The sequence below is a fragment of the Novosphingobium sp. Gsoil 351 genome, assembly GCF_009707465.1.
Classification (GTDB): Bacteria; Pseudomonadota; Alphaproteobacteria; order Sphingomonadales; family Sphingomonadaceae; genus Novosphingobium.
Genome location: NZ_CP046120.1, coordinates 2937644 through 2963931, shown reverse-complemented (window position 1 = coordinate 2963931; position 26288 = coordinate 2937644). Strand labels below are relative to the sequence as shown.

General features: G+C 68.1%; 26 protein-coding genes and 2 pseudogenes. 18 read left to right on the top strand and 10 right to left on the bottom strand.

Annotation, left to right across the window (positions count from 1 at the left end; translation table 11 throughout):
- Positions 1–37: 37 nt before the first annotated feature.
- The 3 genes from GKE62_RS14315 to GKE62_RS14305 are packed head-to-tail and all read right to left on the bottom strand — an operon-like array spanning position 38 to position 2732.
- Positions 38–790: a nucleotidyltransferase family protein gene (locus tag GKE62_RS14315; protein WP_154692828.1), complete on the bottom strand. Its 753-nt coding sequence runs from the start codon at positions 788–790 to the stop codon at positions 38–40.
- Entirely contained in the window at positions 790–1707 is a 918-nt protein-coding gene (locus GKE62_RS14310; protein WP_154692827.1) for a hypothetical protein, read from the bottom strand. Before GKE62_RS14310 ends, GKE62_RS14315 begins: the two co-directional genes overlap by 1 nt.
- Positions 1704–2732 (bottom strand): diacylglycerol kinase family protein, encoded by a 1029-nt coding sequence (locus GKE62_RS14305; protein WP_154692826.1) that lies wholly within the window; start codon positions 2730–2732, stop codon positions 1704–1706. Before GKE62_RS14305 ends, GKE62_RS14310 begins: the two co-directional genes overlap by 4 nt.
- 137 nt (positions 2733–2869) lie before the next feature.
- Between GKE62_RS14305 and GKE62_RS14300 the strand changes: the two genes are divergently transcribed.
- Together GKE62_RS14300 and GKE62_RS14295 are read left to right on the top strand one after the other, a co-directional pair.
- Positions 2870–4030: a CDP-alcohol phosphatidyltransferase family protein gene (locus GKE62_RS14300; RefSeq protein WP_154692825.1), complete on the top strand. Its 1161-nt coding sequence runs from the start codon at positions 2870–2872 to the stop codon at positions 4028–4030.
- Position 4031: 1 nt separating this feature from the next.
- A pseudogene (locus GKE62_RS14295) lies at positions 4032–4479 on the top strand (HIT domain-containing protein).
- Positions 4480–4515: 36 nt separating this feature from the next.
- On the opposite strand, the gene GKE62_RS19455 reads toward GKE62_RS14295, so the two are convergent.
- Both GKE62_RS19455 and GKE62_RS19450 read right to left on the bottom strand, forming a co-directional pair.
- Entirely contained in the window at positions 4516–4776 is a 261-nt protein-coding gene (locus GKE62_RS19455; protein ID WP_255453328.1) for a CorA family divalent cation transporter, read from the bottom strand.
- Between the two features lie 64 nt (positions 4777–4840).
- Positions 4841–5353 (bottom strand): annotated as a pseudogene (locus GKE62_RS19450) (CorA family divalent cation transporter); the annotation flags it as partial.
- Between the two features lie 224 nt (positions 5354–5577).
- Here GKE62_RS19450 and GKE62_RS14285 point away from each other — a divergent pair.
- From GKE62_RS14285 to GKE62_RS14255, 7 genes are all read left to right on the top strand, one after another.
- Complete coding sequence (locus tag GKE62_RS14285; protein WP_255453327.1) at positions 5578–7104, top strand: NAD(P)/FAD-dependent oxidoreductase; 1527 nt, start codon at positions 5578–5580, stop codon at positions 7102–7104.
- A gap of 67 nt (positions 7105–7171) precedes the next feature.
- Complete coding sequence (locus tag GKE62_RS14280; protein WP_230206714.1) at positions 7172–7954, top strand: molybdopterin-binding protein; 783 nt, start codon at positions 7172–7174, stop codon at positions 7952–7954.
- Positions 7955–8202: 248 nt separating this feature from the next.
- The gene (locus tag GKE62_RS14275; RefSeq protein ID WP_195908414.1) at positions 8203–8985 is read left to right on the top strand and encodes a PilZ domain-containing protein; all 783 of its coding nucleotides are present in this window, start codon (positions 8203–8205) and stop codon (positions 8983–8985) included.
- A gap of 42 nt (positions 8986–9027) precedes the next feature.
- On the top strand, positions 9028–9492 hold the full coding sequence (locus tag GKE62_RS14270; protein WP_154692823.1) for a GNAT family N-acetyltransferase: 465 nt from the start codon (positions 9028–9030) through the stop codon (positions 9490–9492).
- Entirely contained in the window at positions 9471–10001 is a 531-nt protein-coding gene (locus GKE62_RS14265) for a GNAT family N-acetyltransferase (RefSeq protein WP_195908413.1), read from the top strand. The genes GKE62_RS14270 and GKE62_RS14265 overlap by 22 nt, the downstream gene beginning before the upstream one ends.
- A gap of 14 nt (positions 10002–10015) precedes the next feature.
- Entirely contained in the window at positions 10016–10927 is a 912-nt protein-coding gene (locus GKE62_RS14260; RefSeq protein ID WP_154692822.1) for a cation diffusion facilitator family transporter, read from the top strand.
- 94 nt (positions 10928–11021) lie between these two features.
- Positions 11022–11981 (top strand): complex I NDUFA9 subunit family protein, encoded by a 960-nt coding sequence (locus GKE62_RS14255; protein ID WP_154692821.1) that lies wholly within the window; start codon positions 11022–11024, stop codon positions 11979–11981.
- Positions 11982–12072: 91 nt separating this feature from the next.
- On the opposite strand, the gene purH is transcribed toward GKE62_RS14255, so the two are convergent.
- From purH to rpe, 3 genes are read right to left on the bottom strand one after another with little or no spacing between them, the layout of a single operon-like run.
- Positions 12073–13662 carry a bifunctional phosphoribosylaminoimidazolecarboxamide formyltransferase/IMP cyclohydrolase gene (purH, locus tag GKE62_RS14250; RefSeq protein WP_154692820.1) on the bottom strand — a complete coding sequence of 530 codons (1590 nt, stop codon included), beginning with the start codon at positions 13660–13662 and terminating at the stop codon, positions 12073–12075.
- Between the two features lies 1 nt (position 13663).
- Complete coding sequence (locus GKE62_RS14245; RefSeq protein WP_154692819.1) at positions 13664–15556, bottom strand: heparinase II/III family protein; 1893 nt, start codon at positions 15554–15556, stop codon at positions 13664–13666.
- A 3-nt stretch (positions 15557–15559) separates the two neighbouring features.
- Positions 15560–16222: a ribulose-phosphate 3-epimerase gene (gene rpe, locus GKE62_RS14240; protein WP_154693741.1), complete on the bottom strand. Its 663-nt coding sequence runs from the start codon at positions 16220–16222 to the stop codon at positions 15560–15562.
- Positions 16223–16531: 309 nt separating this feature from the next.
- Between rpe and GKE62_RS14235 the strand changes: the two genes are divergently transcribed.
- The 5 genes from GKE62_RS14235 (at position 16532) to GKE62_RS14215 (ending at position 20764) form a co-directional block, all read left to right on the top strand.
- The gene (locus GKE62_RS14235; RefSeq protein WP_154692818.1) at positions 16532–17011 is read left to right on the top strand and encodes a DUF2141 domain-containing protein; all 480 of its coding nucleotides are present in this window, start codon (positions 16532–16534) and stop codon (positions 17009–17011) included.
- Between the two features lie 108 nt (positions 17012–17119).
- Positions 17120–18163, top strand: a complete 1044-nt coding sequence (locus GKE62_RS14230) for a PhoH family protein (RefSeq protein ID WP_154692817.1) — start codon at positions 17120–17122, stop codon at positions 18161–18163.
- Between the two features lie 259 nt (positions 18164–18422).
- Positions 18423–18929, top strand: coding sequence for an rRNA maturation RNase YbeY (gene ybeY, locus GKE62_RS14225; RefSeq protein ID WP_230206713.1), 507 nt, complete (start codon positions 18423–18425; stop codon positions 18927–18929).
- A gap of 17 nt (positions 18930–18946) precedes the next feature.
- Positions 18947–19876: a hemolysin family protein gene (locus GKE62_RS14220; RefSeq protein WP_154692816.1), complete on the top strand. Its 930-nt coding sequence runs from the start codon at positions 18947–18949 to the stop codon at positions 19874–19876.
- 3 nt (positions 19877–19879) lie between these two features.
- Positions 19880–20764 carry a LysR substrate-binding domain-containing protein gene (locus GKE62_RS14215; protein WP_154692815.1) on the top strand — a complete coding sequence of 295 codons (885 nt, stop codon included), beginning with the start codon at positions 19880–19882 and terminating at the stop codon, positions 20762–20764.
- Here GKE62_RS14215 and GKE62_RS14210 read toward each other — a convergent pair whose 3' ends face one another.
- Complete coding sequence (locus tag GKE62_RS14210) at positions 20765–21685, bottom strand: AraC family transcriptional regulator (RefSeq protein ID WP_195908412.1); 921 nt, start codon at positions 21683–21685, stop codon at positions 20765–20767.
- 46 nt (positions 21686–21731) lie between these two features.
- Positions 21732–22196 (bottom strand): peptidylprolyl isomerase, encoded by a 465-nt coding sequence (locus tag GKE62_RS14205; protein ID WP_154692813.1) that lies wholly within the window; start codon positions 22194–22196, stop codon positions 21732–21734.
- Positions 22197–22310: 114 nt separating this feature from the next.
- Here GKE62_RS14205 and mgtE point away from each other — a divergent pair, with 114 nt between their 5' ends.
- From mgtE to GKE62_RS14185, 4 genes are all read left to right on the top strand, one after another.
- Positions 22311–23747: a magnesium transporter gene (gene mgtE / locus GKE62_RS14200; RefSeq protein ID WP_154692812.1), complete on the top strand. Its 1437-nt coding sequence runs from the start codon at positions 22311–22313 to the stop codon at positions 23745–23747.
- Positions 23747–24142, top strand: a complete 396-nt coding sequence (locus GKE62_RS14195) for a DUF1489 family protein (RefSeq protein WP_154692811.1) — start codon at positions 23747–23749, stop codon at positions 24140–24142. Before mgtE ends, GKE62_RS14195 begins: the two co-directional genes overlap by 1 nt.
- 220 nt (positions 24143–24362) lie before the next feature.
- The gene (locus tag GKE62_RS14190) at positions 24363–25055 is read left to right on the top strand and encodes a sulfite exporter TauE/SafE family protein (protein ID WP_370516008.1); all 693 of its coding nucleotides are present in this window, start codon (positions 24363–24365) and stop codon (positions 25053–25055) included.
- A gap of 306 nt (positions 25056–25361) precedes the next feature.
- Positions 25362–26168 carry an NUDIX domain-containing protein gene (locus tag GKE62_RS14185; protein ID WP_195908411.1) on the top strand — a complete coding sequence of 269 codons (807 nt, stop codon included), beginning with the start codon at positions 25362–25364 and terminating at the stop codon, positions 26166–26168.
- Positions 26169–26288 lie beyond the last annotated feature (120 nt).

Sequence of the window (26288 nt, the reverse complement as noted above, 5' to 3'; positions counted from 1 at the left end):
CGCCAAAAGCAACCCGTTTCCCGGCGGGGTGCGTAGCCTAGACTCCGCCACCCAGGATTTGCCTCACCTGAACGAGATCGCCCGGCTTATCGACATCGACAGCCGCCAGTCCGTCGCGCGCGGCGACCACCGCGGCTTCGACCCCCACCTTGCGCCCGAGCCGCGCGATGGCCTCGGCCAGGGTCAGCCGTCCGCCAAGATACGACAGCAACGTGCCTGCACCGAGCCGCGCGGCGATCTTCCACGGCTGCTTGCGCTCGGCCTCCACCGCCTTCCAGGTTTCGATCGCGGCTTCCGCCTTCGAGGTGTTGAGCAGGAACAGGTTGCATCCCGACCAGGCGCCATCGGCGAAACGCAGCCAGGTCCGCCGTGTACCGGGCAGCGCAGCCTCGACCAGCGCGCGCCGCGCGAGAAGCACCGCGACGTCGGCATCGGGTGGAGTGTCAGCGACGAAATCGGTGATCCACTCGGGCCGCAGCAACGCGTGATCGGCGGTGGTGACCAGCAGCGGCGGCCCCATCGTGGCGAAGCCGGTCGCGACGCTCGCGCTGGGGCCCGAGCCGGGCTGCACTGGAATCGCGCTGAGTGCATAGGCAAGCGAGAGCACTTCGGGCGCGTCGGCGGAAACCGCGATGTGTTCGATCCCTGCTGCGCGCAAGGCGTGGAGCACGCGCGCGAGCATCGGCATCCCGCCGACGTCGACCAGCGCCTTGTGCGATACGCCCTCGGCCGCGGCGACCGGGTCGACCGCACCGGGGCGCGACCCGGCCAGCACCAGCGCATGCGGCATCACGCCCGGCCCGCGATCCGCCGCGCCCGCCACACCCGCCACAGCACCCCCGGCGCGGCTAGCACCGGGTGACGTTCCCGCCACGGGGTCAGCGTCACCGGCACCCCGGTGTGGCGTTCGATCTTCCACGCGGCGTACTTCGCCGCACCATCGAAGGTGGTCGAGGCGCGGAGCAGGCGGACGAGGTTATAGGGCTTGCCCAACCGCGCCCGGCGCGCCCAGGCGCGGCGCAAGGCATTGGCCTGAGCCGGGCCGAGCCGGGGATGAAGAGTGTCGCCGGTGCGGGACCAGGCGATTCCGCCCGCATCCAGCGCAGCCGGAAGGAGACCGGCAAAGTGCGCGGCGTTGACGCCCAGGATGTCGTTCTCGCGCCCCGGCTTCTCGATACGGAACTCGGCGCGATAGGTGGCGCGAAACAGGGCGCGCCAATAATCCTCTACGGTCCCGGCCGCAGGCCCCAGCGCGACAGCATAGCGCGCCGCGGTGATGGCCGCCCTGGCCACGGCATCGTGGACAGCCCCAGCCTGCACCTGATCGCGCACCCAGACCAGCCCGCTAGGCTGGACGAAGCGCGCCCAGATCGTGGTGTCGAGCGTCTCGCCGGCCACGGCGGCGGCGAATGTCGCCAGCGTCATAGTCGCGACCTTGGCGCGCAGCGTGCGGCCACCGTCTTCGCGCTCGTGATAGCTCACGCGAGGCCAGAGGCCCTTCTCGACCGCGCCAGGGAGCAGGACGTAGAAATCGAGCACCCCGTCGAGCGATCCGGTGCGCAAGTTCGATCCGTAAAACAGTACCGCAAGCGCGCCCGCTGCTGCGCCCAGCTGAGCCGCGAAATCGCGGACCGCCGGATCGACGGGGGCGTTCAGGCTGGCTTGAATGCGGTTGAAGAGGCTCGGGGCGTCAGGAGGCGTGGTCACGGAACCACGAAGCGCAATTCCGGTCCCTGGCGCAAGCGGTATTGCCCAGCGGGAAAATACTCCCCGTCAAGGGTGAAGCGATCGCCGAGTTCGATATCGAGCGTATCGAGGTCGATCCGGTGCACGCCGTTGCGGCGCAGGAACGCTGCGTCGAACCCTGTCAGCAGCAGCGGCATCAGCGCCACGATCCAGCGCAGCGGAGTGTCGATCACCGCCAGCTTGAGGCCGGGCCGCTGCTTGCCGAAGGGGCGGATGCCGAGCGGAAAACGTTCCAGCGTCGAGGCCACCATCACGAACCGTTCGGAGGGGTCGCCGAAACGGCTGCGCGGAAGTTCGGCGCCATCGCTACGCAAGCGCATCGCGGTGCCCTTGCGCCACATGTTGGTCGATCGCGCGAACATCGTCTGGATCAGGCACCACACGATGATCAGGCCCACCGCGAAGCTGTTGAACATGCCCCAGCGGTGCGCCTGCTGGCCGGTTTGGGTGCCACGGGTAAAGGCGCCGGTTCCCAAGATGAAGCCGTGCACCAGTTCGCCGGTGCGCGGCAGGTCGATCGCCAACGGGCGGCGAACGATGGTCTTGCCGCGGCCGATCGCCTCCATCGCCTGGGCCAGGGTCCAGGCGTTGGGCAGGCCCAGATCGACCACCAGCGCGTTGGTCTTGCCCTTGGGCAGGATCACCAGGGGGGGCCAGTCGTCGCCGAAGATCCCCGCGCCGCAGGTCAGCACATCGCGCACCGTTCCGTCGCCGCCATCGACCGCGAGATAATCGATTCCGCGTTCGGCGAACCCGGCGAGCGTCGCGCGCAGCGCGGTGTGGCTGCGCGGGGTTTCGACAAGGATGTTGGCGCAATCGGCCAATTCGGGCGTCTTGCCCTTGTTGCGATGGCTGCGGGGGTTGCGGACGATTCCGACCAGCGGAGCGCCCCGCGCCGAAGCCCGGCGCTGACGGCGCAGAGGCGCATCGACGGGCGTCGCCGCCACCCGCGCAAGATGCCCCAAGTCTCCGATCGAACCGTACATAGCCTTATTCCATATCGCGTTGGCCGCCGAATTTACTACATTTTTCTTACACTCGCGGCGGTGAACAATCGCACAACGCGCGATTCGATCCCGTCAGGGATGCGCGCCGCGCGCGGCGCTTGCCAGCTTGCGAGGCCATGGATAGGTCGGCCGCCAATGTCCGAACCTGCCGTTTCCCCCGCCCCCCCGCACCGCTCGTCGAGGTCGCCGGAGACAATCGCGTGCGCTTGTGGGGCCTGCCGATGACAGAGCGAATAGCCCGGATCGCCCGCGCCGCCGGGATGCCGCTGGCCCGGGCCACCGCCACCGCGGGACCGCGCGTGCTCGCCAACGCCGCGTTCGCCTTCGACCCGCCGTGGCTCGATCACGTTGCGGCGCAGCCGGGCTATGTGCTGACCGTGGGCGGCATACCGGCGCTGGCGCACGCACGCGATGCGGACGAGGCCGCTCAATTGCGCGCCGCCATGGTCGAGGGCCGCGCCGTCTCGCTCCCCGCCATCGCCTATGAGGACGGTCCGACGATCGAGAACAAGGCGCTGCGCAAGCGCGAAACGCCATTCGTGAAGGCGCTTACCCGCGAAACTGTAAAGGACGTCGAGCGGGCGAGCTATTTCGGTGCCTACAAGGGCGTCACCGACGTGCTGACCAGGTACCTGTGGCCCGAATGGGCGCTGGTCCTGACCCGCATAGCGGCAAGATTGGGAATCACCCCCAACCAGATCACCGCGATCGGCGCGGTGGGGTGCGTCGCCGCGACGTTCGCCTTCGCCTGGGGCCACTACTGGCTGGGGATGGCGCTGGGGCTGGGGTTCATGGTGCTCGATACCGTCGACGGCAAGCTGGCGCGGTGCACGATAACCTCGTCGACCTGGGGCAATATCGCCGATCATGGGATCGACCTGATCCACCCGCCATTCTGGTGGTGGTTCTGGGCAACTGGCCTCGCCACTTGGGGCCTGGCCTACGACAGCGCGACCTTTTGGTGGGTCCAGGGCGCCATCCAGGGCGGCTATATCGTCCAGCGGCTGATCGAGGGCGCGTTCATGCAGCAGCACGGGCTGATGCACATCCACGTCTGGCGGCGCTTCGACAGCCGCTTCCGGCTGATCACCGCCCGGCGCAACCCCAACATGGTGATCCTGTTCGTCGCCACGCTCTTCGCCCGGCCCGACCTCGGGCTGATCGCGGTGGCATGGTGGACCGTGATCAGTTGCGCGGTGCACGCCGTCCGCCTGGTCCAGGCGTGGATTGTCCGCGCGCGCGGGGGTACGATCACCTCATGGTTGTCGGAGGCATGACGTGAACGAGACTATCCGCAAGTTCGGCTGGCCCGCGACGTTGGTGCGCGAGTTCGATCATTGGGTCGTCCTCGCTCGTCCGGCCCAACCGACGCTGGGCAAGCCTGGTGCTCGCCGCCAAGTCCGAGGCGACCGCGTTCGGCGATCTGCCCGCAGCGGCGCACGCCGAGCTCAAGCAGGTGACCGCGGCGATCGAGGCGGCGTTGTCCGCGGCGGTCGGCTACGCCAAGCTCAACTACCTGATGCTGATGATGGTCGATCCCCACGTCCATTTCCACGTCATCCCCCGCTACGAGGGCGCGCGCGAGTGGCCCAAGGGGGTGCAGGGCGCACGCGAGTTCGTCGATGTCGGTTGGCCCAAGGTGCCCGACCTGGGCCACGCGGTGGCGCTGGAGGGCGCCGAGCTCGTTGCGCTGACGGAATGGTTGCAGGGGTTCCTAGCGGACTAACTTCCCCTTTCCCGCGAGGGGAGAGGGGAAGAGTCGTCACAACCAGCCGATCCGCCGGAACCGCAAGAACAGCGCACCGCAAATCGCTGCGATGACCGCCAGCACGGCAAAATAGCCGTAGTGCCATCTAAGCTCGGGCATGAAATCGAAGTTCATCCCATAGATCCCGGCGATCGCGGTCGGGACCGCGAGGATCGCCGCCCATGCCGCCAGCGCGCGGGTCATTTCGCCCTGGCGATGCGCTTCGAGGAGCGCGGCGGTCTCGACGATCGAGGCCAGCGTTTCCCTTGAGCCCATGGCTGCGCGCCAAAGTCCGGCGGACGTGGTCGAGCACGTCGCGGAAGAAGACCCTAGCCGATTCGTCGACCGCCGGCAGCGGGGTGGTGGCCAGCCGCTCGCCGACTTCCTGCATCGGTCCGACGATTCGCTCGAACTTGCGGAGCTGACGGCGCAGGCGGAAGATGCGGCGGATCGTAATTTGTTCGGGGAAGACGTTGATCGCGCCTTCCTCGAGCCGCTGCACCCGTTCTTCCAGCTCGTCCATGATCGGCTGGTACCCATCGACGATGAAATCGAGGATCGCGTGGGCGACGAAGTCCGCGCCTTCAGCCAGCCGATCGGCAGCGCATTCAAGCCGTTCGCGCAAGGCATTGTGCGCGCGGGTCGAGCCGAAGCGCACCGAGACGAGGAAGTCGGGCCCCAGGAACAACGCGGTCTGGCCGTAGGAAATGCGGTCTTCGGCATCGATCGCCGCGGTCCGCGCGACGATGAACAACTGCTTGCCATAGCTTTCGACTTTGGGAAGCTGGTTGGGATTGAGCGAATCCTCGACCGCCAGCGGGTGCAGGCCGAACTGGGTCCGGACCTGCTCCATCTCGTCGGCCGAGGGTTCGGCGAGTCCGATCCAGTCGAAGCTGTGCGGCGGCAGGGGCGCCCGCGGTTTCCCGTCGATCGCCACGCCGAGCGAGTCGGGACAGCCCTTGTGATAGCGGCGCGCGGCGATAATGGTCATTGCCATCAACTGCCAAAGCGCGATCATGCTGGCAATTGGCTCCGGTTTAGCTTACATCGGTGTCAATAATTTTGGGAGATCAGCCGGTGAATGCAGTCAGCCCGCAGGCGGAATTCGCGGTTTCCGATTTCGACGTGCTGATCGTCGGCGCGGGCATCTCGGGTATCGGCATGGCCGTTCACTTGCGCGAGAAGTGCCCCGGCAAGACTTACGCGATCCTCGAGCGGCGCGACGACCTGGGCGGCACCTGGGACCTGTTCCGCTATCCCGGCATCCGTTCGGATTCGGACATGCACACGCTGGGCTTCGAGTTCGAGCCGTGGACCCACGAAAAGTCGATCGCCGACGGCCCCGCGATCCTCGAATATCTCAATCGCATCGTCGACGAGCGCGATATCCGCTCGCACATCCAGTTCGGCACCAAGGTGCTCGCCGCCGACTTCGATCACGGTGCGGCGCGGTGGAACGTGACGGTCGAGGATAATGGCGGAACCCGGCGAACGGTGTCGGGCAACTTCCTGTTCCTCGGCGCGGGCTATTACGACTACGACCAGCCCTACGACGCGCAGTTCGTGGGCCGCGAGGACTTCGGCGGAACGATCATCCACCCCCAGTTCTGGCCGGAAGACCTGGACTACACCGGCAAGAACGTCGTCGTGATCGGATCGGGCGCCACCGCGGCGACGATCGTCCCGGCCATAGCCACCAGCGGCGCGGCGCACGTGACGATGCTCCAGCGCACCCCGACGTGGTTCGCGAGCCGTCCCGCCAAGGACAAGTTCGCCAACACCTTGCGCAAGTTCCTGCCCGAAACCTGGGCCTATGCGATCACCCGCTTCAAGAACATCCGGATGCAGGACTGGGTGTTCAAGATGGCGCGCAACAAGCCCGACAAGGTCAAGGCCGCGCTGACCAAGGCGGCGATGGACCACCTGGGCGACAAGTACGACGCCGCCACCTTCACTCCGCCCTACAACCCGTGGGAGCAGCGCCTGTGCCTGATCCCCGATGCCGACCTGTTCGAGGCGATGAAGGCCGATAAGGCCTCGATCGTCACCGACCATATCGAGCGGTTCGATGCGGGCGGGATCGTGCTCAAGTCCGGCAGGCATCTCGATGCCGACATCATCGTCACCGCCACCGGGCTGTCGATGAGCGTCGCGGGCAAGATCGCGGTCAGCGTCGACGGTGAGCCCGTCCATTTCAATCAGCGGTTCTACTATCGCAACTGCATGTTTTCGAACGTGCCCAATCTGGCCGGCATCTTCGGCTATCTCAACGCCTCATGGACGCTGCGGGTGGACATCGTCGCCAACTACATCACCCGGCTGCTCAACCAGATGGACGCGGTCGGGCGCCCGATCGCGACGCCGGTGCTGGCGGCCGATGCGAAGCTCGAAGAGGACAACATCTTCGATTTCTCGTCGGGCTATATCCAGCGCGGCATGCACCTGATGCCCAAGAGCGCGAAGACCCTGCCGTGGCGGCTCAACCAGGAATACGTCCGCGACCGCAAGGACATGCGGTCTGCCCCGATCGATGACGGGATTCTTCGGTTCGACAGGCCGCAGGTCGTGGCCCGCGCAGATGAGGTGCTCGAAGCCGCCGAGTAAGTCTCCAATTCCGCTCATCCCGAGCGGATGATTATGGACCTCGCCCGCTCGACACGAGCGGAGGTTTGTGGGTAACGGCCTGAATCATGCCCACCCCCCCGACCGCATCTGGACCGCCGCGCTCGTTGTCATCGGTGACGAGATCCTGTCGGGCCGCACCCACGACAAGAACATCGCCCAGGTGGCGAGCTGGCTGGGCGTTCAGGGCATCCGCCTGCGCGAGGTCCGCGTGGTCCCCGATGTCGAGGACGCGATCGTCGAGGCGGTCAACACCCTGCGCGCGCGCAACGACTATCTGTTCACCACCGGCGGTATCGGCCCGACCCATGACGACATCACGGTCGATGCGGTCGCCGCCGCGCTGGGGGTCGAGGTGGTGGTTCACCCCGCCGCGCGCGCGATCCTTGAGGGCTATTACGCCACCCGCGGCGGGCTTAACGAAGGCCGCCTGCGGATGGCGCGCGTGCCGGCGGGGGCCGACCTGATCGAAAACAAGATGTCCGGCGCCCCCGGCATCCGCCTGGGCAACCTGTTCCTGATGGCGGGGGTGCCACACATTACCGCGCAGATGCTCGCCTCGCTCGACGGCGTGCTCGAAGGCGGAGCGCCGTTGCTATCCGAGACGATCGGCTGCTGGGTCGCCGAGAGCGAAGTCGCGACTTTGCTGCGCGAAAGCGAGCGCGCCCACGCGCAATGCCAGATCGGCAGCTATCCATTCTTCCGTGAGGGCAAGGTCGGCGCCAATTTCGTCATCCGATCGACCGATGCATACGCGATCGCGGCCTGCGCGAAGGCGGTTGGCGACGGCCTCCGCGCGCTGGGTCGGGACCCCATTTCGGGCGGAATCTAAAGCACAGTGCAGACGATCTGATCCGCTCGTGTCGAGCGGGGTTGAGCTGCCTTCATGCGCGATGCTCTAAGTCCCCGTTAACCCGCCCCGCCGCGTTAACCCCCTTTCGGGACACCGCCCCCGCAGCGGTTGATCGCCGTTCCGTTTCGTCGCTCAACCAAATGCGACGGAAGGGAAGATTCGATGCGTATCCTGTTTTTCGGCCTCATCGCGCTGCTCAACTCCGTGCCGTTGCAGGGGTAGCCGCCATGGACTTGATCGACCACCCGCTCCCCGAAGCAAAGGCTCCAGCTGCGCGGTTCGTCGAACGCCGGTCGATGCGCCGCGCGGCCTGCCCGATCGACGTCACCGTGCGTCAGCGAGGACGCTTCGCCGTCGCCGCGGCCACCGCCGATCTTACCCCTTACGGCGCACGGCTGGCGGGCGCCGGGCCGTTCGAGCCCGACACCGAAATGTGGCTGAGGATGCCCGGGATCGAGAGCCAGACCGTTCGCGTGGTGTGGTCCGAAGGCGGGACCACCGGGGTTGCCTTCGCCCAGCCACTGCACACCGCAGTGTTCGCCCGGTTCCTTCCTGCCGAAAGCCGCGTGACGCTGGTCGCCGCGCCCGAGGTACCGCTCACGATGCCCGCCGAGATCGCCAAGCTGCCCCGCCGCGAACAGATCGTCCGCGGTTTCGGCGCGATGCAGGAGGGCCCCCAGCGGCATCTCAAGAAGGCGATCGGCGGGGGTCTGGCGGGCGTCATCCGCCGTTCGGTGGTCCGCCATGTGGAGCATCGCTGCGAAGAGCGTTTCGCTGATACCCTGCGTACCGGGCCAATGCGGCTGACCGTCGCCGAAACCCCGGCGCAAATCCGCAACGTCTCGGCCAGTGGGCTGAAGGTCGCCGCGACTCTCAAGGCCGATGTCGGCACGAAAGTAGCGGTGACGTTCGATGGCTTCGACACGATGATGGCCAGGGTCGTCTGGCGCCGCGCAGAGGAAGCCGGCCTGAGTCTGCCCCCCGACTCGCTCGAAGTCGGAGACGCCTGAGCCTGCTTGCGGCCCACCTGGCGGCGACCTAAGGCTCGCACGATGGCAGGGCTGCGGATCGTTGCGGACGACCTTTCGGGCGAAGCGATCGGCCGCCTGATCGCGTTCCATCTGAATGACATGCGCCGCTGGTCACCGCCCGAAAGCGTCCATGCGATGCCGCGTGAACGCCTGGCTCGGCCAGACATATCCTTTTTCTCGGCTTGGCGCGGCGACGCGCTGGCCGGATGCGGCGCGCTCAAACAGCTCGAACCCGATCATGGCGAACTCAAATCGATGCGGGTTGATCCCGCGTTCCTGCGCCAGGGCGTCGGGCAGGCGATCCTGCTGCATTTGATCGAAGAGGCGCGCAGGCGCGGTTATTCCCGCCTCAGCCTGGAGACGGGCAAGCCGATTGAATTCCAGGCCGCGCGAGCGCTCTATGCCAAACACGGCTTCTCGCCATGTCCGCCGTTCGGCGCCTATCTCGACGATGGATTCAGCCTATGCATGACCCGCACGCTTTGATCCTCCGCGCAGGCACGGTGGACGATGCCGTCGCGCTCGCCAAGCTGGGCCGCGACAGCTTCGACGCGAAATTCGGGCACATGTATCGGCCCGAGGATTCAGCGGCATTCCTGTCCGAGCAGCACTCGACCGAGGTCGTCGCCGGACAACTCGTCGACCCGCTCTATCGCGTGATGCTCGCAACCCGCGACGGCGCGCTTGCGGGCTATTGCAAGCTGGTGCTGGCCTGCGGCTGGCCCGAGCATGCCCGCGGCGCCCGCGCGATCGAGCTCAAGCAACTCTACACCGCACCCGGCGCGACCGGCGGCGGAATCGGCGCGGCGCTGATGGACTGGGCGCTGGCCGAGGCCCGGGGGTTCGGGGCCGACGAGGTCCAGCTATCGGTGTGGAGCGGAAATACCGGAGCGCAACGCTTCTACGAGCGTTATGGCTTCGCGAAGGCCGCCGACATCCATTTCTGGGTGGGCAAGCAGCGCGACGAAGAATTCCTCTTCGCCAGGATGATCTGAAAGCAGGCCCACCAATGGCATCCGGATCGCCGCGAACGATCTTCATCGCGCTGGGCGCCAACGTCGCGATCGCGGTGGCCAAGTTCACCGCCGCGGGGCTGACCGGATCGTCGGCGATGCTGACCGAGGGCGTCCACAGCCTGGTTGATTCGACCAACCAGGTGCTGCTCCTGTACGGCCGCCGCCGCGCCGGCCGCCCCGCCGATGCCGAGCATCCGTTCGGCTATGGCCGCGAGCTGTATTTCTGGAGCTTCGTCGTCGCGATCCTGGTGTTCGCGCTGGGCGCGGGGGTTTCGGTTTACGAAGGCGTGCTCCACATCCTCGATCCCGAACCTGCGACCAGCCCGGTGATCGCGTTCGCCGTGCTGGCCATCGCCGCCGCGCTGGAAGGTTGGTCGACGGTGGCCGCGCTGGCCGATTTCAACGCCTTGCGCCAAGGCACCATCTGGCAGGAAATCCGCTCGACCAAGGATGCGCCGACGCTGGTCCTGCTGCTCGAGAATTCGGGCGCACTGATCGGCCTGGTTCTCGCCGCGGTGGGATTGGGGCTGAGCCTGGTCACCGGCAATCCCTTCTGGGACGGGCTCGCCTCGGTGCTGATCGGGCTGGTCCTGGGCGTGCTGGCGGTGCTCCTCCTCTACGAAGCCAAGGGGCTGTTGATCGGCGAGGCGGCGGACCCGCAAGTCGTCGCCGCGATCGGCCGCTGCGCGGGGGCCCACGACGGCATCGTTGCGGTCCACGAGGTGCTGACCCTGCACTCCTCGCCCGATATGGTCACGGTGATCATCAGCGCCGATTTCGACGACGGGATCAGCGCGGGCGCGGTCGAAGCGATCGTTGCCGACATCGAGCGTCAGGTGGCTGAGAGCTTTCCGATCGTGGCGCGGGTCTATGTCCGGCCACAGGGCCGACGGCAGGTCGCCTGACTCCGACACGGCATTGCGGCATCGCACGGCTTGCGGCATGGGCGCGGGGCGGACACGACCGCAAACACACGGCGGCAAAAGGGTAACGCGGCAGATGGCTGGGACGGACGGAAACCTCGACGGCAAGCTCGTCGTCCTGATCGGCGGAAGCGGCTTCGTCGGCGCGCACCTGGCGCAGGCGCTGCTCAAGCGGGGATGCCGCCTGCGGATCCTCAGCCGTCATCCCGAGCGCGCGTTCCGCCTGCGCGCGCTCGCCAACCTGGGCCAGGTCCAGTTCGTGCGCGGCGACGTGACCCGGCCTGCAAGCCTGGCGGCGGCGCTGGACGGCGCGCACGGGGTGGTCAATCTGGTCGGCGCGTTCGCAGGCAATCTCGATGCTCTGCAGGGGCAAGGCGCGGGGCGGATCGCGGCGCTCGCCAGCGAGGCCGGGGTGCAGGCATTCGTCCACGTTTCGGCGCTTGGATCCGACGCGGCGTCGCCGGTCGACTACAACCGGACCAAGGCCGAAGGCGAAGCGGCGGTCCGGGCAGCGTTCCCCGGCGTGACGATCGTGCGGCCATCGGTGCTGTTCGGCGAAGACGACGCGTTCTTGAACCTGTTCGCCGGACTGATCGCGAAGCTGCCGGCGCTGCCGGTGTTCGGGCCGAAAGCACAGCTCCAGCCGCTCAATGTCGACGACGCCGCCGAGGGAATCGCCAACGCGCTCGCCGATCCCGCGCGCCACGGCGGCAAGGCCTATGACATCGCCGGACCCGAGCCGATCGCGATGCTCGACCTGAACCGCCGGATCGCCGCGGCGCAGCGCCGCGACCCGCTGCTCATCGCGCTGCCCGACGTGGTTTCGGGCGCGTTCGCGGCGGCGACCGAATGGCTGCCGGGCGCGCCGCTGTCGAGCGACCAGTGGGCGCTGCTCAAGGCCGGCAACGTGCTCCACGGTGAGAACGGGCTGGCCGCGCTGGGGGTGACCCCGCGCCCGCTCAGCCTGTTCCTCGACCGGTGGATGGTGCGCTATCGCAAGCACGGCCGGTTCGGGGCGAAGGCGGCCGCGAGGTAGACTTTGCCGAGTCCGCTCATGTCGAGCGAAGTCGAGACATTTCGCGGGATGTCTCGACTTCGCTCGACATGAGCGGGGTTTGGTTGATCACCTAATGCCGGAAGTGGCGCATTCCGGTGAAGACCATCGCCAGACCCGCTTCGTCCGCCGCCGCGACGACTTCCTCGTCGCGGATCGAGCCGCCGGGCTGGATCACCGCGGTCGCGCCCGCTTCGGCAGCGGCGAGCAGGCCGTCGGCGAAGGGAAAGAAGGCGTCGCTGGCGACCGCCGAGCCGACCGTGCGCGATTGCGCCCAGCCGAATTTCTCCGCGGCCTCCGCAGCCTTCATCGCCGCGATCCGCGAACTGTCGCGGCGGTTCATCTGGCCCGCGCCGATCCCGGCGGTGACGCCGTCCTTGGCATAGACGATCGCGTTCGACTTGACGTGGCGGGCGACGGTCCAGGCGAACAGGCAGTCTTTTAGTTCCTGCTCGGTCGGCGCGCGCCTGGTCACGATCTTGAGGTCGCTCGCCGAAATCGCGCCGTTGTCACGGCTCTGGACGAGCAGCCCGCCGGTGATCGGCTTGATCGTCAGCCCGCCGCGGCGCGGATCGGGCAGGTCGCCGGTCAGCAGCAGGCGCAGGTTCTTCTTCCTCGCGAAGATCGCGCGCGCGGCCTCGTCGGCGGCGGGCGCGACCACCACCTCGGTGAAGATCGCGCAGATCGCTTCCGCCGTTGCGCCGTCGAGCGGGCGGTTGACCGCGACGATCCCGCCGAACGCGGAGACGTCGTCGCAGGCCAGCGCCGCCTGCCATGCCTCGATCAGCGACGCGCCTTGCGCCACGCCGCACGGGTTGGCGTGCTTGACGATGACCACCGCCGGGTCCTGCCCGCGAAATTCGGCGGCGAGTTCGAGGGCGGCGTCGGCGTCGGCGTAGTTGTTGTAGCTGAGCTCCTTGCCCTGGACCTGTTCGGCCTGGGCGATGCCTTTGCCGTGCGGGCCCACGGGCGTGTAGAGCGCGGCGCGCTGGTGGGGGTTTTCGCCATAGCGCAGTTCGCTCACCCGCTTGCCGTTGACGGCGAGCATCTCGGGGAACAGCTGCTGCTGATCGGCGAAGGCGAACCATTGGCTGATCATCGCGTCGTAGGCGGCGGTCGCCGAAAACGCCCGCGCGGCCATTCGCTTGCGGAACGCGAGCGTGGTCGCGCCTCCGGTCGCGTCGAGTTCGGCGAGCAGCGCGGGATAGTCGGCGGCGTCGGTCAGAATAGTGACATACCGGTGATTTTTCGCCGCCGAACGAACCATACTGGGCCCGCCGATGTCGATGTTCTCGATGATCGTGTCGCGATCCGCGCCGCGCATCACGGTCGCCTCGAACGGATAGAGGTTGACCACCACCAGGTCGATCGCGCCGATCGCGTGGTCGGCCATCGCCGCGGCGTGCGCGGGATCGTCGCGCACCGCCAGCAGCCCGCCGTGGACCATCGGGTGGAGCGTCTTGACCCGCCCGTCCATCATCTCGGGAAACCCGGTCAGATCGGAGATGTCGCGCACGCTCAGGCCGGCGTCGCGCAGCGCCCTGGCCGTCCCGCCGGTGGACACGAGCTCCACCCCGCGCGCCGCCAGGGCCTGGCCCAGTTCGGCCAGCCCGGTCTTGTCCGAGACCGAAAGCAATGCCCGGCGAACGGTTACCTCAGTCACCTCAAACGTCCCTCATCCGCTTGAACACCCACGGGAAACTGCCGCCGCCGCGCGACACCATGCCCGAGATCACGAGCTGCTTGGTCGCCTGCGGGCGGCCCTGGCCATCGACCCACAGGCTGTCGTCGAGTGCGACGCCGACGCCGTCGTCCCTGGCACCGCTGCGGAACTGCCAGTGGCTGCCGTCGGGCAGCGCGAGCGCCACCCCGCGGCCGTCCTCCGACAGATACGGCTCGACCCCCGGGGCGAGGTGGAAGCGGATCGCGAAGCCCACCTTGCCGCGCTTGCCCCGGCGGCCGCTGGGCACGAGCTGGTCCTCGCCGACCAGTTCGCCGCCGTCGTCGCGCAACAGCAGGATGCGGCGATGCGTCAGCCCGAAGCGCGGGGCGTAACCGTCGTGTGCGGCCTCGATCCGGGTGGCGCCGCGGCGGCCGGCGTCGGCCACGACCTGGCGGCGCTCGACCTCGACCTCGTCGACCCCCGCGCCCAGGCGCCCGTTGATCAGCACCGCGGTGGAATTGGTGTCGTCCAGCGCCAGCGTCGAGTGCGCGGCGGTGGCGCGCAGGCCTTGCGCCAGCCGCACCGGGATCGCGCCCCCGGCGAACGCCGCGCCGCCGCAGTTGACCACCAGCCGCTGCTTGCCCGCCGACAGCTCGAACGCCAGGGTCGAGGCGCAACCGTGGCGGGCATGGCGCGCGAGCGGCGGCGGAGCGGCGTCGAACACCAGCACCGTGGCGGTGCGCGGCGGGCCGGCGCTCGCGCGCTGATAGCCCCATTGCCGCGCCTCGCGCAGCGGGCGGGCGCGGACCCCGCTGGCGGCGACCAACGCGTCGATCCGCGCCGCCTCGATGCCGCCGGCGCCCTGCCAGTTGCTCAAGCCGCCGTCGCCGTGGAGCAGGCCGAGCAGCGGCGGAACCAGCAGCGCCAGCATTGCCGGGATCGCCTCGGGCGGATCGCGGCGGGTCGCCCGATAGCAGGCCGACAGGCGCACCAGAAGCTCGATCGCCTCGATCTGGGCGAGCGGGCTGCGCGACAGGACCCCGCCGTCGTCGCCGATCAGCTCCCCCATCGCGCGCAGCAGTCCGGCCTCGCCATAGAGCCGCCGCGGCTTGCCTTCGGGCAGGAGCAACCCGGCGGCGACGATGGCGCACCATCCGGCTACCTCGCCCAGGCGGTCCTCCGCCTTGCCGACATGGCGATCGAGCCAGCGCGCCGTCCCGTCGAGCGCGGCGAGCACCTGTCCGCGAAACGCCTTGTCGTGGCCCGACAGGATCAGCGGGGCGTGGATCAGCCAGGCGAGCAGGCGCTGCCCGGTGTTGCCCACGCTCCACGCAACGCCCTTGCCCGGGCGGGGATGGGCTTCGAGCCAGTCCGCCAGCAGCCGTTCGGCGATCGCCGTGCCGGTTTCGCGTGGACCGCTGGCGGCCAGATCATCGAGCCAGCGGAACCCGTGGAGCGCGCGCTCGAACGGGGGGGTGATGGTCTTGCTGGCGTAGTCGAGATCGCCCAGCGCCAGCCGTCCGCCGCACACCGCCAGCCACCCGGCGCGCAGCGCGGTTCCCGCGGCGCGCTGGCCGGGAAGCGGGTTCTCGACCGTCGCCAGCAGCCGCGCCCGGGGCGCCTTGCGGAACGGCGAGCGCAAGACCCCGCCCGGAACGCCCAGGCGATAGGCGAGACGCACCAGCCGCTCGCCCGCGCCCAGCGAGGGCGGGGCGAAATCGGCCAGCGCCAGTGCGCGGCCCGGCTCGATCACGCGATCCGCCGCCGTAGCATTGGTGATGTACGCCGCGTCGCCGCTGCCCGATGCGGTCAAGGGCAGTGCTGGTGCGGGCGTATCGGGCTTTTCGTCACCGGCCTGGCGGGGCAGCAGACCGAGTTCGCCGCGCTCCGCCATTCCTCAGGCGCCCGTCTTGAGCGCGGCGATATTGGCGGCGTAGCAATCCGGCCCGCCGCGGAAGGTCGCGGTTCCGGCGACCAGCACGTCGGCCCCCGCGGCGACGGCCTGGGGGGCGGTGACGGTATCGATCCCACCATCGACCTCGAGCCGGATATCGCGCCCGGTCTTGTCGATCATCTTGCGCACCGCCTCGATCTTGCGGAGCTGGCTGGCGATGAAGCTTTGCCCGCCGAACCCGGGGTTGACGCTCATGATCAGGACCAGATCGACGTCGTCGATCAGGTAGTCGAGCATCTTGGCCGGGGTCGCGGGGTTGAGCGAGACCCCCGCCTTCTTGCCCAACGCATGGATCGCCTGGACGGTGCGGTGGGTGTGCGGCCCGGCCTCGGGATGGACGGTGATGACGTCAGCCCCGGCGTCGGCGAATGCCTGAAGGAAGCCGTCGACCGGCGAGATCATCAGGTGGACGTCGAACGGCTTGGCGGTATGCGGGCGCAACGCCTTGACCACGCCCGGACCGATGGTGAGGTTGGGGACGAAGTGCCCGTCCATCACGTCGATGTGGATCCAGTCGCACCCGGCGGCGTCGATCGCGCGCACTTCCTCGCCCAGCCGCGCGAAATCGGCCGAGAGGATCGAGGGGGCGATGAGCGGGGTGGCCATGGCTGCGGCGGGGTTAGCCACCACCCCTTGGGGCGACAAGCGGCGAACCGGCGCTTTTCCACACTAGATGTCGCTGGTTGCATAACGGGACGGTACAACCGGCGCGCGATCGGCGGGGCCGGAGTTTGGCCCGCGGGCTTTCGCCCCCGAAGCGATCTCGCGCGTCCGGGCCTGAACGACGAATTCACCACGCATTCAGCGCCCCAACCGCATTGGCCCGGACGGCGCGGGGACGAACCTTGCGCTTGAACCGCGCCGAATACCGCCCCATTTGGGCGCGCGCCCAACTCAGCAATCGGGAATGTCATCATGCTTCAGCCGAGACGTCTTAGCGCCGCGGCCCTGGTTCTAACCGCCGCCACCGCGTTCGCCGCACCTGCCGCGGCTGCGCCCGCCGGCTGCCTGGGCACGCCCAGCGACACCTGGCTCAATGTTTCGATCGAAGGCCTGCGCAACGGCGAAGGGCTGGTCAACGTGGCGGTCTATCCCGACGATCCGCGCCAGTTCCTGGTCAAGGGCGGAACGATCAAGAACAACCGCTTCAACGCCTCCGCGCCGGTGACGCGCGCCTGCGTGTTCGTGCCCAAGCCCGGGGTCTATGCCATCGCGGTCTACCACGATCAGGATGCGAGCCGGAAACTGAACCGGTCGGGCCTGGGACTGCCGACCGAAGGCTATGGCTTTTCCAACAACCCGGCGACCCTGGCCGGCCTGCCCGCGTTCCGCTCGGTCCGCCTGAACGTGCCCAAGGCCGGGCTGACCACGCACATCCGGATGAAGTATCCCTAAGTCGCTGCCGTAGCTGGGGATAGCGTCTCGCGCCCCTTGCTAGCGGATCGCCGAAGGTTATCTTGAACCTATCCCGCGGGCGATCCGCCCCGGCAGCGAAAGGAGCGCATGGCCCGCAAACCCGCTCGCGCCTATGAATCGGCGCATCTCCGCCCGGAAGACCTGCGCGGCGCCAGCCGCCGCGCCCGGGCCGAGCTGGACTTCGACGAACCCGGCGTGCTCGGCGCCTTGTTCGGCCAGTTTGACGCCAACCTGGTCCAGCTCGAAAACCGGCTCGGCGTCTATATCGGGGCGCGCGGCAACCATGTGCAGATCGAAGGCACCGAGGATGCGGTCGCGCGCGCTCGCGACGTTCTGCGCGGGTTGCATCAGCGCCTGCTCTCGGGGCTGGAGATCGACGCGGGAGCGGTCGAGGCGCTGATCGCGATGTCGTCCGAACCCACGCTGGAAGGGATCGTCGACGGCACCGGAGTCGACATGCTCGGCAACCCGCCGATCATGATCCGCACCCGGCGCAAGACCATCGTGCCGCGCAGCGCGATGCAGATCGACTACATGCGCGCGCTGGCCAGCCATGACATCATCTTCGCGCTGGGCCCGGCGGGCACCGGCAAGACCTATCTCGCGGTGGCCCAGGCGGTCAGCCAGTTGATGACCGGCAGCGTCCAGCGGCTGATCCTCAGCCGCCCCGCGGTCGAGGCAGGCGAACGCCTCGGGTTCCTGCCCGGCGACATGAAGGAGAAGGTCGATCCTTATCTCCGCCCGCTCTACGACGCCTTGTACGATTGCATGCCTCCCGAACAGGTCGAGCGGCGCATCGCCAGCGGCGAGATCGAGATCGCGCCCATCGCGTTTATGCGCGGGCGCACGCTCGCCGATGCCTTCGTGATCCTGGATGAGGCGCAGAACACCACGCCCGCGCAGATGAAGATGTTCCTCACCCGCTTCGGCCAGAACAGCCGGATGGTGGTCTGCGGCGATCCGCGCCAGGTCGATATTCCAGGCGGCGATGCGATGAGCGGGCTCAAGGACGCGGTCGAACGGCTCGAGGGGGTCGAAGGTCTCGCCACCATCCGCTTCACCCGCGCCGACGTGGTCCGCCATCCGATCGTCGGGCGGATCGTGGAAGCGTACGAGGGGCCGGGCAGCTAGAGCGGTGAGCAAGAAACAGCATCGACCCACCCGCTCAACCCCAGCGAAGTCGAGGGATCGCGCGCCAGACTCGCCCGTTACGCAAGATGTCTCGACTTCGCTCGACATGAGCGGGTCCGGAGGGGTTATGGTTCGCCGGCTAAATTAGCCGTCGCCCCGGCGCGGGCCGGGGTCTATCCAGCCGGGCACATTATCGTCCCCGCTGCATTGTGAGGCGAGATCATAGGTCCCGGCCTCCGCCGGGACGACGGAGCGTAACTTGGACGACTCGCCGCAAATCCAGCTCGATGTCGATCCCGTCTGGGGCCAGGAGACCGACTGGGAAGCGCTCGCGTCGCGCGCGGCGCGGGCCGCGGCCAAAGTCGCCCCCGAACTTGCGCACGACAACCTGTTGGTCAGCCTGGTGCTGGGCGACGACGCCGAGGTCCAGACGCTCAACCGGCAGTGGCGGGCCAAGGACAAGCCGACCAACGTTCTGTCGTTCCCCATGCTCAGCCGCGAGGAAGTGCTCCACGCGGCGGGGGACGACGCCAACGAGGGCATGCTCGGCGATCTGATCCTCGCCCACGGCGTGTGCGCTCGCGAGGCGGCGGACAAGGGCATCGCGGTGGCCGACCACGCCGCGCACCTGATCGTCCACGGCTTGCTCCACCTCGCCGGCCACGATCACGAGACCGGCGAGGCCGCGGCGCACGATATGGAGGCGCTGGAAACGAAGGCCCTTGCGCTGATGGGCATCGCTGACCCATATCGCGACGCAGCATAACGGGGAGTTTCCGAACCATGGCCTCTGCGGCCGACCCGGGCGGCGAAGGCCGTTCGGGAGAGAGCGACAGTAGCAGCGCGTTATGGCGCACCCTCAAGGCCGCGCTGTTCGGCCGTGGCGACGGCGACCAGTCGCTGCGCGCGCAGCTTGAGGAAGCGATCGACGAGCATGAGGAAGACGGCGGCGACACCAAGGGCGACCTGACCCCGCTCGAACGCCAGATGGTCCGCAACCTGCTCCATTTCAGCGAGCATGACGCCGACGACGTGGCGATTCCGCGCGGCGAGATCGTTGCCGTGCGCGCTTCCGCCAGCTTCGACGAGCTGGTCGCCACTTTCGCCGAGCACGGCCACAGCCGGATGCCGGTTTACGGCGATTCGCTCGATGAGATCGTCGGCATGATCCACATCAAGGACGTCTTCTCGATCATCGCCGGGATGCACCTGGAAGGAAAAGCCCCGCCGAAGGATTGGTCCGCGCTGATGCGCCAGCCGCTGTTCGTGCCGCAGGCGCGCGGCGCGCTCGATGTGCTCGCCGACATGCGCGCGAGCCGCACCCACCTGGCGATCGTGATCGACGAATATTCCGGGACCGACGGCATCGTCACGATCGAGGACCTCGTCGAGGAGATCGTCGGCGACATCGAGGACGAGCACGACGACGCGCCCCAGGCGCTGCTGGTCCGCCTGTCGGAGATCGAATGGGATGCCGACGCGCGGGCCGAGCTCGACGATGTCGGCGCCGAAGTCGACGCGCGGCTGGCCGAAGTCGAGGAGGACATCGACACCATCGGCGGGCTGGCGGTGGTGCTGGCGGGGCAGGTTCCGCCGGTGGGCACGATGCTCGATCACCCGAGCGGCTGGCGGCTGGAAGTCACCGCGGGCGACGAACGCCGGGTCGACCGGCTGCGCCTCCATGCGCCCGCCGACCCCGAATTAAACGCCTGAGCGATGCCGATGCGACGCCTGCCGCCCTTGCGCTCGCTCGAAGCCTTTGTCCGCGTCGTCCGGCTCGGCTCGGCCAAGGCCGCGGCGGGCGAGCTGGGGCTGACCCCGTCGGCGCTGTCGCGGCGGATCGGCCAGCTCGAAATATTCGTCGGCAAGAAGCTGTTCGTGCGCTCGCACCAGCAGATGAAGCTCAACGATGCGGGGGAGGCGTTCTACGATACCGTCGCCCCGGTGCTCGAGGACCTGGCCGACAAGATCGGCGCGCAGATGGACGACAGCCGGATCTTGCGGATGCGGCTGGGCCTGCCGCCGCTGTTCGGCAGCCAGCGCCTGTTCCCGCGCCTGCCCGAGCTGCGCCGGATGTATCCGCTGCTCCATATCGACATCGATTCCATGCCCAATGCCGAAGCCAAGCTGGGCGACACGATCGACGCCGCGATCGTGCTGAGCGAGCAGCCCGACGCCGCGCTGCATTCGGTCCGGCTCGATCACAACCGGGTCTACGCGATCACCTCGCGCGAGTTGGCAAGCGAGATCGGCGCGGAACCCGACGTCGCCAGGCTCGCCAGGCAGACCTTCCTGATCCACAACGACCTGCCGCTCAGCTTCGATGCGTGGAAGGAGGCGATGGGGCTCGACGGGCTGGAGCCGGCGGCGATCGACCACTACGATTCGGGCCAGTTGATCCTCGAGGCCGCCGCGCAAGGCCTCGGCGTGGCGATCATGCACGATGATCACTATGTACGCTCCCACGACGACCGCCTCGCCCGGCTTTACGACATCGAGGTCCCCAGCCCCTACAGCTACTGGTTCGTCTGCCGCCCCCGGGCGCTGGAGACGCGGCCGGTGCGCTTGTTTCATGACTGGCTCGTCAAAGCGAGTTTGTAGTCAGCCGCTTCCCAGTGCCTGCGCCGGAGCGCCAAGCACCTGGTCGCGCAACTTCGCCGACTGCGCGAACAGAGGCATGTCCAGCTTGAGGAACGCCCTAGGCGGCATCCCGAGGAAATCCTGCGCATCGCGGATGAAGTGGGGATAGTCGGTGTAGCCTGGATCGATTGCCGCGGCGCGTTCGGAGGGCTCGGCTCGGCGGATCGCGTGGAGCGAGCGCAGAAACCGGGCCCGACGCAGCAGCAACTTAGGCGGAAATCCGAAAGCGCGTGCGGCAATGCGTTCGAGAGAGCGGGGGGTGATCCCGATGCGCTTGGCCAAGGCGCCGACGGTCGTGTTGGCGGGATCGAGAAGCGCCGAATCGAGCCGGGCGATTGCCGAATCGAGCCGGGTGGCGCGCGCCATCGCGCCGATCAGAAAGGCGTCGAACAGCACCGGCAAAGCATCGTCGTCCGCCGCGCCTCGCAGCAGCGGGCGCAGCGCAGCGATCACGTCGCCAAAGGCCGCGTCGCAATCCTCCACCCGGTTCGCCCAGCTCGCCGCTGGGAACTTGCTGAGCCGCGCCCAGCCTAGTGGCGTCAGCCCCGCCCCAACGACGATGCCCGATCCGCTTTCGGACCACGTGACCTGGCTGCTGGGCCCGAAGAGCGCGCACTCGCCGACCGGTTTCCACGCCCCCTCGCCCACCCGAACGCGCCAGTCGGTTGCGGCAGTGAGGAGCACGCGAATATTGGCCCAGGCGGGCTGAAACACATCGCGGTGCGGTCTTCCTGGTGGCGTGGTTACGGCATAGAGGTGGTACCCGCTCACCAGTCCGCGCAGCGCCGGGGCGGGCTTCCAGTAGCGCATCCGGGGAGTCGTCGGCAGCGCAAGCCCGACCGACGCGGGTTCAGATCCGCGCAGCTTCTGCAACTCGGTCATGAGGATCGAACCCCCTTGGCCGGGGCCCGGTTCCGCGCCCTCGTCGTCAGCCGACGGTGGCTTTGGCGATCTTGCCGGGGTTGCGCGGGGGTTCGCCCTTGGGGAGGGCGTCGACATGCTCCATCCCGCTCTCGACCTGGCCCCACACGGTGTACTGCTTGTCGAGGAAGCGGGCATCGTCGAGGCAGATGAAGAACTGGCTGTTGGCGCTGTTGGGATCCTGGGTGCGGGCCATCGAGCACACGCCACGCACATGCGGCTCGGCGCTGAACTCCTGGGCGAGGTTGGGCTTTTTCGAACCGCTCATCCCGGTGCCCGTGGGGTCGCCGCCCTGGGCCATGAAGCCGTCGATCACGCGGTGGAACACCACCCCGTCGTAGAAGCCTTCGCCCGCCAGTTCGGTGATCCGGGCGACATGGCCGGGGGCCAGATCAGGGCGCAGGCGGATGACCACGTCGCCGCCGCTGCCGTTGCCGGTGTCGAGAGTGAAGGTGAGCGTGTCGTCGGCCATGGTGGGGGAATCCTCTATCGGTTTGCGGGGGTCGATATAGGCGCTCGCGCCCGCTTGTCACCTGTGGGCAATCCGGGTTGCTTTATCGCCCCGCCCGCCTAGACCACCGCCGCGATGGAGCGCGAGGGCGAACAGCTTGATCCGCACGCGGGCGAGCCGCTGCCCGCCAGCGATGCCGCGCGCCTCGCCGAAAGCCTCGACGCCGACGAAAACACGCTTCGGCCATCGTTCATCCGGCGGGTCGCCGAAGCGGTCGAGGCGGGCGATCGCGACGCCGTCTATGCGTTGGTCGAGCCGCTCCATCCTGCCGATATCGCCGATCTTTTCGAGCTGATCGACGAGGACGACCGCCCACAGCTCGCGATGCTCATCTCCGACCTGATGGGCGGCGAGGTGCTGGCGGAACTCAACGACCACGTCCGCGAGCTGCTGGTCGAGGCGCTGCCCGCCGAGACCGTCGCCGATTTCGCCGAGCAGATGGAGACCGACGACGCGGTCGCGCTGATCGAGGATCTCGACGAGGACGATCAGCAGGCGGTGCTCGCGGAGATGGAGCCGGAAGACCGCGCGGCGATCGAAAGCGCGCTGGCCTATCCCGAGGAGACCGCCGGGCGCCTGATGAGCCGCGACCTGATCGCGGTGCCCGAGCATCTGACCGTGGGCGACCTGATTGACTATCTGCGCGAAAACGCGGCGCTGACCGCCGAGTTCTGGGAAGTGTTCATTGTCGATCCGCTGCACCGCCCGCTGGGCACGTGCAAGCTGAGCTGGATCCTACGCACCCCACGCGGGATCGCGCTGACCGACGTGATGAAGCGCGACCAGACGCTGATCCCGGTCGAAATGGACCAAGAGGAGGTCGCGCTACGTTTCCAGAAATACGCGCTGATCAGCGCCGCGGTGGTCGACGATGCTGGGCGGCTGGTCGGCCAGATTACAGTCGACGACATCGTCCACGTCATTCAGGAAGAAGCCGGCGAGGACATCCTGCGCTTGTCCGGCGCGGGCGACGGCGACATCAACGAGCCGATCCACCTGACAATCCGCACCCGCTTGACCTGGCTGGTTGTGAATCTGGGAACGGCGGTGCTCGCCGCCAGCGTGGTCGGCCTCTTCCAGGGGGCGATCGCCAAGTTCGCGCTGCTGGCGGTGCTGATGCCGATCGTCTCCGGTATGGGCGGAAACGCCGGAACCCAAACTCTGGCGGTGATCGTGCGCGCGCTGGCGATGAACCAGCTGACCGAATCGAACACCTGGCGGATGGTCTGGCGCGAGTTTCGCATCGCCTTGGCCAACGGTCTGTCGCTCGCCCTGCTGATCGGCGGCGCGGTCGGGCTGCTGTTCGGCAACCCGCTGCTGGGCGCGGTTATCGGCAGCGCGATGATCATCAACAACCTGACCGCAGGACTTGCCGGGATCGCAGTGCCGGTGGTGCTCGATCGGCTAAAGATCGATCCGGCGGTGTCGTCGGCGGTTTTCGTGACGACCGCGACCGACGTTATGGGCTTCTTCTCGTTCCTGGGCCTGGCGGTCGTCGTGGGCCTCGCCTGATGCCGCTGCATCTGACCAAGGTCGCCTATCAGGCGCAGTCGCTCGAGGAGATGCATGGCTGGTTCGCCAGTCGCGGCGAGATTGCCCGCCTCACCACGCGCTATCTGCCCAAGCGCCACGCCGAGCTGGTCGGCGGATCGCTGTTCTGGATATACAAGCACCAGCTCGTCGCGCGCTCGCCGATTCTGGGGTTCGAGGCCACCGAGGATGGCCGCACCAACATCCTGATCTCGACCCGGCTGATCGACGTCTATCCCCGCCTCCGCCGCGCTCACCAGGGCTGGCGCTATCTCGCCGATGACGACGCTCCGCGCGATCTGAGCGAAGGCGAGGACCCGGGCGAAGTCATGCCCGGCAAGCTGGCGGGTGAGCTGGCCAAGCTGGGGCTGGTGTGAGCGGCCAATAGCCCAACTTCCCACGGGCGCACATTCTCTGTCTCGCGGATTGACTTGGGCCACGCCAAAGCGCCACTTCGGCACGCGGCCACTCCGGCCGGCCGGGAGAGGATTGCGCGGCCGATGGACATCCTCGCCCAAATGGACCTGCCCCATGCCGTCGCCGGGCTGCTGGTGGGCTTCCTCGTCGGGATGACCGGGGTCGGCGGGGGGCTCGCTGATGACCCCGCTACTAGTGTTGATGTTCGGGGTCAGTCCGCAGACCGCGGTCGGCACCGATCTCCTGTTCGCGGCGGCTACCAAGTCGATCGGCGCGGGAATCCACGGCTGGCGAGACACCGTCGACTGGAAGATCATGCGCCGCCTGGCGATGGGCAGTCTGCCTGCCGCGGTGCTGACCCTGATCGCGCTCAACACCTTCGTCCATATCGGCAAGCCGACGAGCGCGATCATCCTGTCGGTGCTGGGCGCACTGTTGCTGGTCACCGCGGTGGGCATCCTGTTCCAGCGCAAGCTGCTGGCCTACGGCGCGACCCACCATCCGGTCGGGCCGGACAAGGCGCTGATCCCGACCATCGCGCTGGGCGCGCTGCTGGGAGTGTCGGTGACGATCTCGTCGGTCGGCGCCGGGGCGATCGGGGTGACCGTGCTGCTGATGCTCTATCGCCGCCTGCCGGTGGCGCGAATCGTCGGTACCGACATCGCCCACGCCATTCCGCTGACGCTGGTCGCGGGGGCCGGGCACTGGTTGCTGGGCAGCGTCGATTTCGCGCTGCTGCTCAACCTGCTGGTCGGCTCGATCCCCGGGGTCATCGTCGGCAGCCTGCTGTCGAGCCGCGCCCCCGACGCGGTGCTGCGCCCGGCGTTGGCCGCGGTGCTGGTCGTTTCGGGCGTGCGCCTGCTGATGCAGTAGATGCGCCGTCGGGTGGCGGTCGGCGGAAGCCGAAGGACCGAGGATCTGCTTTTCGGGAAGAGTTTCCGGGGAGGCGGAGCCGTTGGAGACCGGGGGGATGGCTCCGCCTCGAAGGAAGACTTCTTGGGTACAGGCGTCTATGCAGAAGCCGTGCCAGTTTTGGCAAACCGCTGATTCTGGTCGCTTTCAATGCTCCCTGAAGATTGAATGCGCGGCAAGGTGTAAACTCCGCCGACAGGCATGCGGGCACCGCTTTTTTGCGCATTTCCTCTTGGCAAGCTCACGCCCTCGCCCCATGCCGTCGGCATGACGCCACAAGATGAATACGCCGAACTTGACGAGGCTCCGCCCGCCACCCCCGCCGCCACCGTGGTCATCTTCCGCAACGATCCAGCCGGCGGCCCGCCGCAACTGTTGATGGTCGAACGATCGGCCAGCATGCGATTTGCCGGGGGCGCCGCGGTCTTCCCCGGCGGCCGCGTCGACGCCGCTGATTACGACCTGGCAGCTACCCTGGCCACGCCGGGCGCCGACGAGGATACGCTCGCCGATCTGGCCGGGCGCATCGCCGCGGTGCGCGAGACGATTGAGGAAACCGGGTTGGTGGTCGGGATCGACGCCACGGTGGATCACGCCGAGGCGCTCGCCGCGCGGGCCTATCTTTGCGAGCAGGGCGCGCTCGGCCCGGTGCTGGAACGGCACGGATGGACGCTGAAACTCGACGACCTCACTTACTTCGCGCGCTGGCGCCCCAAGCATCGCCACATGCGCATATTCGACACGCGCTTCTACCTTGCCGACCTGGGCACCGGGTCGGTCGATCTTCTGGTCGACGAGACCGAGAACACGCACCTATTCTGGGCGAGCGCCGCCGGTGCGCTGGAGCTGGCGGACAGCGGCAAGATCATGATCATCTTCCCGACCCGCCGCAATCTCGAGCGCCTTGCCCGTTTCGCGAGTTTCGCCGAAGCTCGCGCCCACGCCGAGGCGATCCCGGCGCGGACGATTACGCCCTCGGTCGAACAGCGCGACGGCGCCGCGTGGCTGACGATCCCCGCCGATGCCGGCTATCCGGTCACGGCCGAGGCCATGGACAGCGTGGCGCGCGGATAACCGCCCGGTCGGGGCCGATGGCCGTCTAATGACCAAAGCTTAACGTGACCTGCGCCCCCGCCGGCCCGAATATCGGGTCAGGTGCCGAGCGGATTTCCGCTTGGTCACTGCAACCCTGGC

Excerpts from the sequence above, each read along its gene's own strand:
- GKE62_RS14315 (WP_154692828.1), bottom strand. The coding sequence starts at position 790 with ATGCCGCATGCGCTGGTGCTGGCCGGGTCGCGCCCCGGTGCGGTCGAC.
- GKE62_RS14305 (WP_154692826.1), bottom strand. The coding sequence starts at position 2,732 with ATGTACGGTTCGATCGGAGACTTGGGGCATCTTGCGCGGGTGGCGGCG.
- GKE62_RS14300 (WP_154692825.1), top strand. The coding sequence starts at position 2,870 with ATGGATAGGTCGGCCGCCAATGTCCGAACCTGCCGTTTCCCCCGCCCC.
- GKE62_RS19455 (WP_255453328.1), bottom strand. The coding sequence starts at position 4,776 with ATGGGCTCAAGGGAAACGCTGGCCTCGATCGTCGAGACCGCCGCGCTC.
- GKE62_RS14275 (WP_195908414.1), top strand. The coding sequence starts at position 8,203 with ATGGACTTGATCGACCACCCGCTCCCCGAAGCAAAGGCTCCAGCTGCG.
- GKE62_RS14270 (WP_154692823.1), top strand. The coding sequence starts at position 9,028 with ATGGCAGGGCTGCGGATCGTTGCGGACGACCTTTCGGGCGAAGCGATC.
- GKE62_RS14265 (WP_195908413.1), top strand. The coding sequence starts at position 9,471 with ATGCATGACCCGCACGCTTTGATCCTCCGCGCAGGCACGGTGGACGAT.
- GKE62_RS14260 (WP_154692822.1), top strand. The coding sequence starts at position 10,016 with ATGGCATCCGGATCGCCGCGAACGATCTTCATCGCGCTGGGCGCCAAC.
- GKE62_RS14255 (WP_154692821.1), top strand. The coding sequence starts at position 11,022 with ATGGCTGGGACGGACGGAAACCTCGACGGCAAGCTCGTCGTCCTGATC.
- GKE62_RS14245 (WP_154692819.1), bottom strand. The coding sequence starts at position 15,556 with ATGGCGGAGCGCGGCGAACTCGGTCTGCTGCCCCGCCAGGCCGGTGAC.
- rpe (WP_154693741.1), bottom strand. The coding sequence starts at position 16,222 with ATGGCCACCCCGCTCATCGCCCCCTCGATCCTCTCGGCCGATTTCGCG.
- GKE62_RS14235 (WP_154692818.1), top strand. The coding sequence starts at position 16,532 with ATGCTTCAGCCGAGACGTCTTAGCGCCGCGGCCCTGGTTCTAACCGCC.
- GKE62_RS14230 (WP_154692817.1), top strand. The coding sequence starts at position 17,120 with ATGGCCCGCAAACCCGCTCGCGCCTATGAATCGGCGCATCTCCGCCCG.
- GKE62_RS14220 (WP_154692816.1), top strand. The coding sequence starts at position 18,947 with ATGGCCTCTGCGGCCGACCCGGGCGGCGAAGGCCGTTCGGGAGAGAGC.
- GKE62_RS14215 (WP_154692815.1), top strand. The coding sequence starts at position 19,880 with ATGCCGATGCGACGCCTGCCGCCCTTGCGCTCGCTCGAAGCCTTTGTC.
- GKE62_RS14210 (WP_195908412.1), bottom strand. The coding sequence starts at position 21,685 with ATGACCGAGTTGCAGAAGCTGCGCGGATCTGAACCCGCGTCGGTCGGG.
- GKE62_RS14205 (WP_154692813.1), bottom strand. The coding sequence starts at position 22,196 with ATGGCCGACGACACGCTCACCTTCACTCTCGACACCGGCAACGGCAGC.
- mgtE (WP_154692812.1), top strand. The coding sequence starts at position 22,311 with ATGGAGCGCGAGGGCGAACAGCTTGATCCGCACGCGGGCGAGCCGCTG.
- GKE62_RS14195 (WP_154692811.1), top strand. The coding sequence starts at position 23,747 with ATGCCGCTGCATCTGACCAAGGTCGCCTATCAGGCGCAGTCGCTCGAG.
- GKE62_RS14190 (WP_370516008.1), top strand. The coding sequence starts at position 24,363 with ATGACCCCGCTACTAGTGTTGATGTTCGGGGTCAGTCCGCAGACCGCG.
- GKE62_RS14185 (WP_195908411.1), top strand. The coding sequence starts at position 25,362 with ATGACGCCACAAGATGAATACGCCGAACTTGACGAGGCTCCGCCCGCC.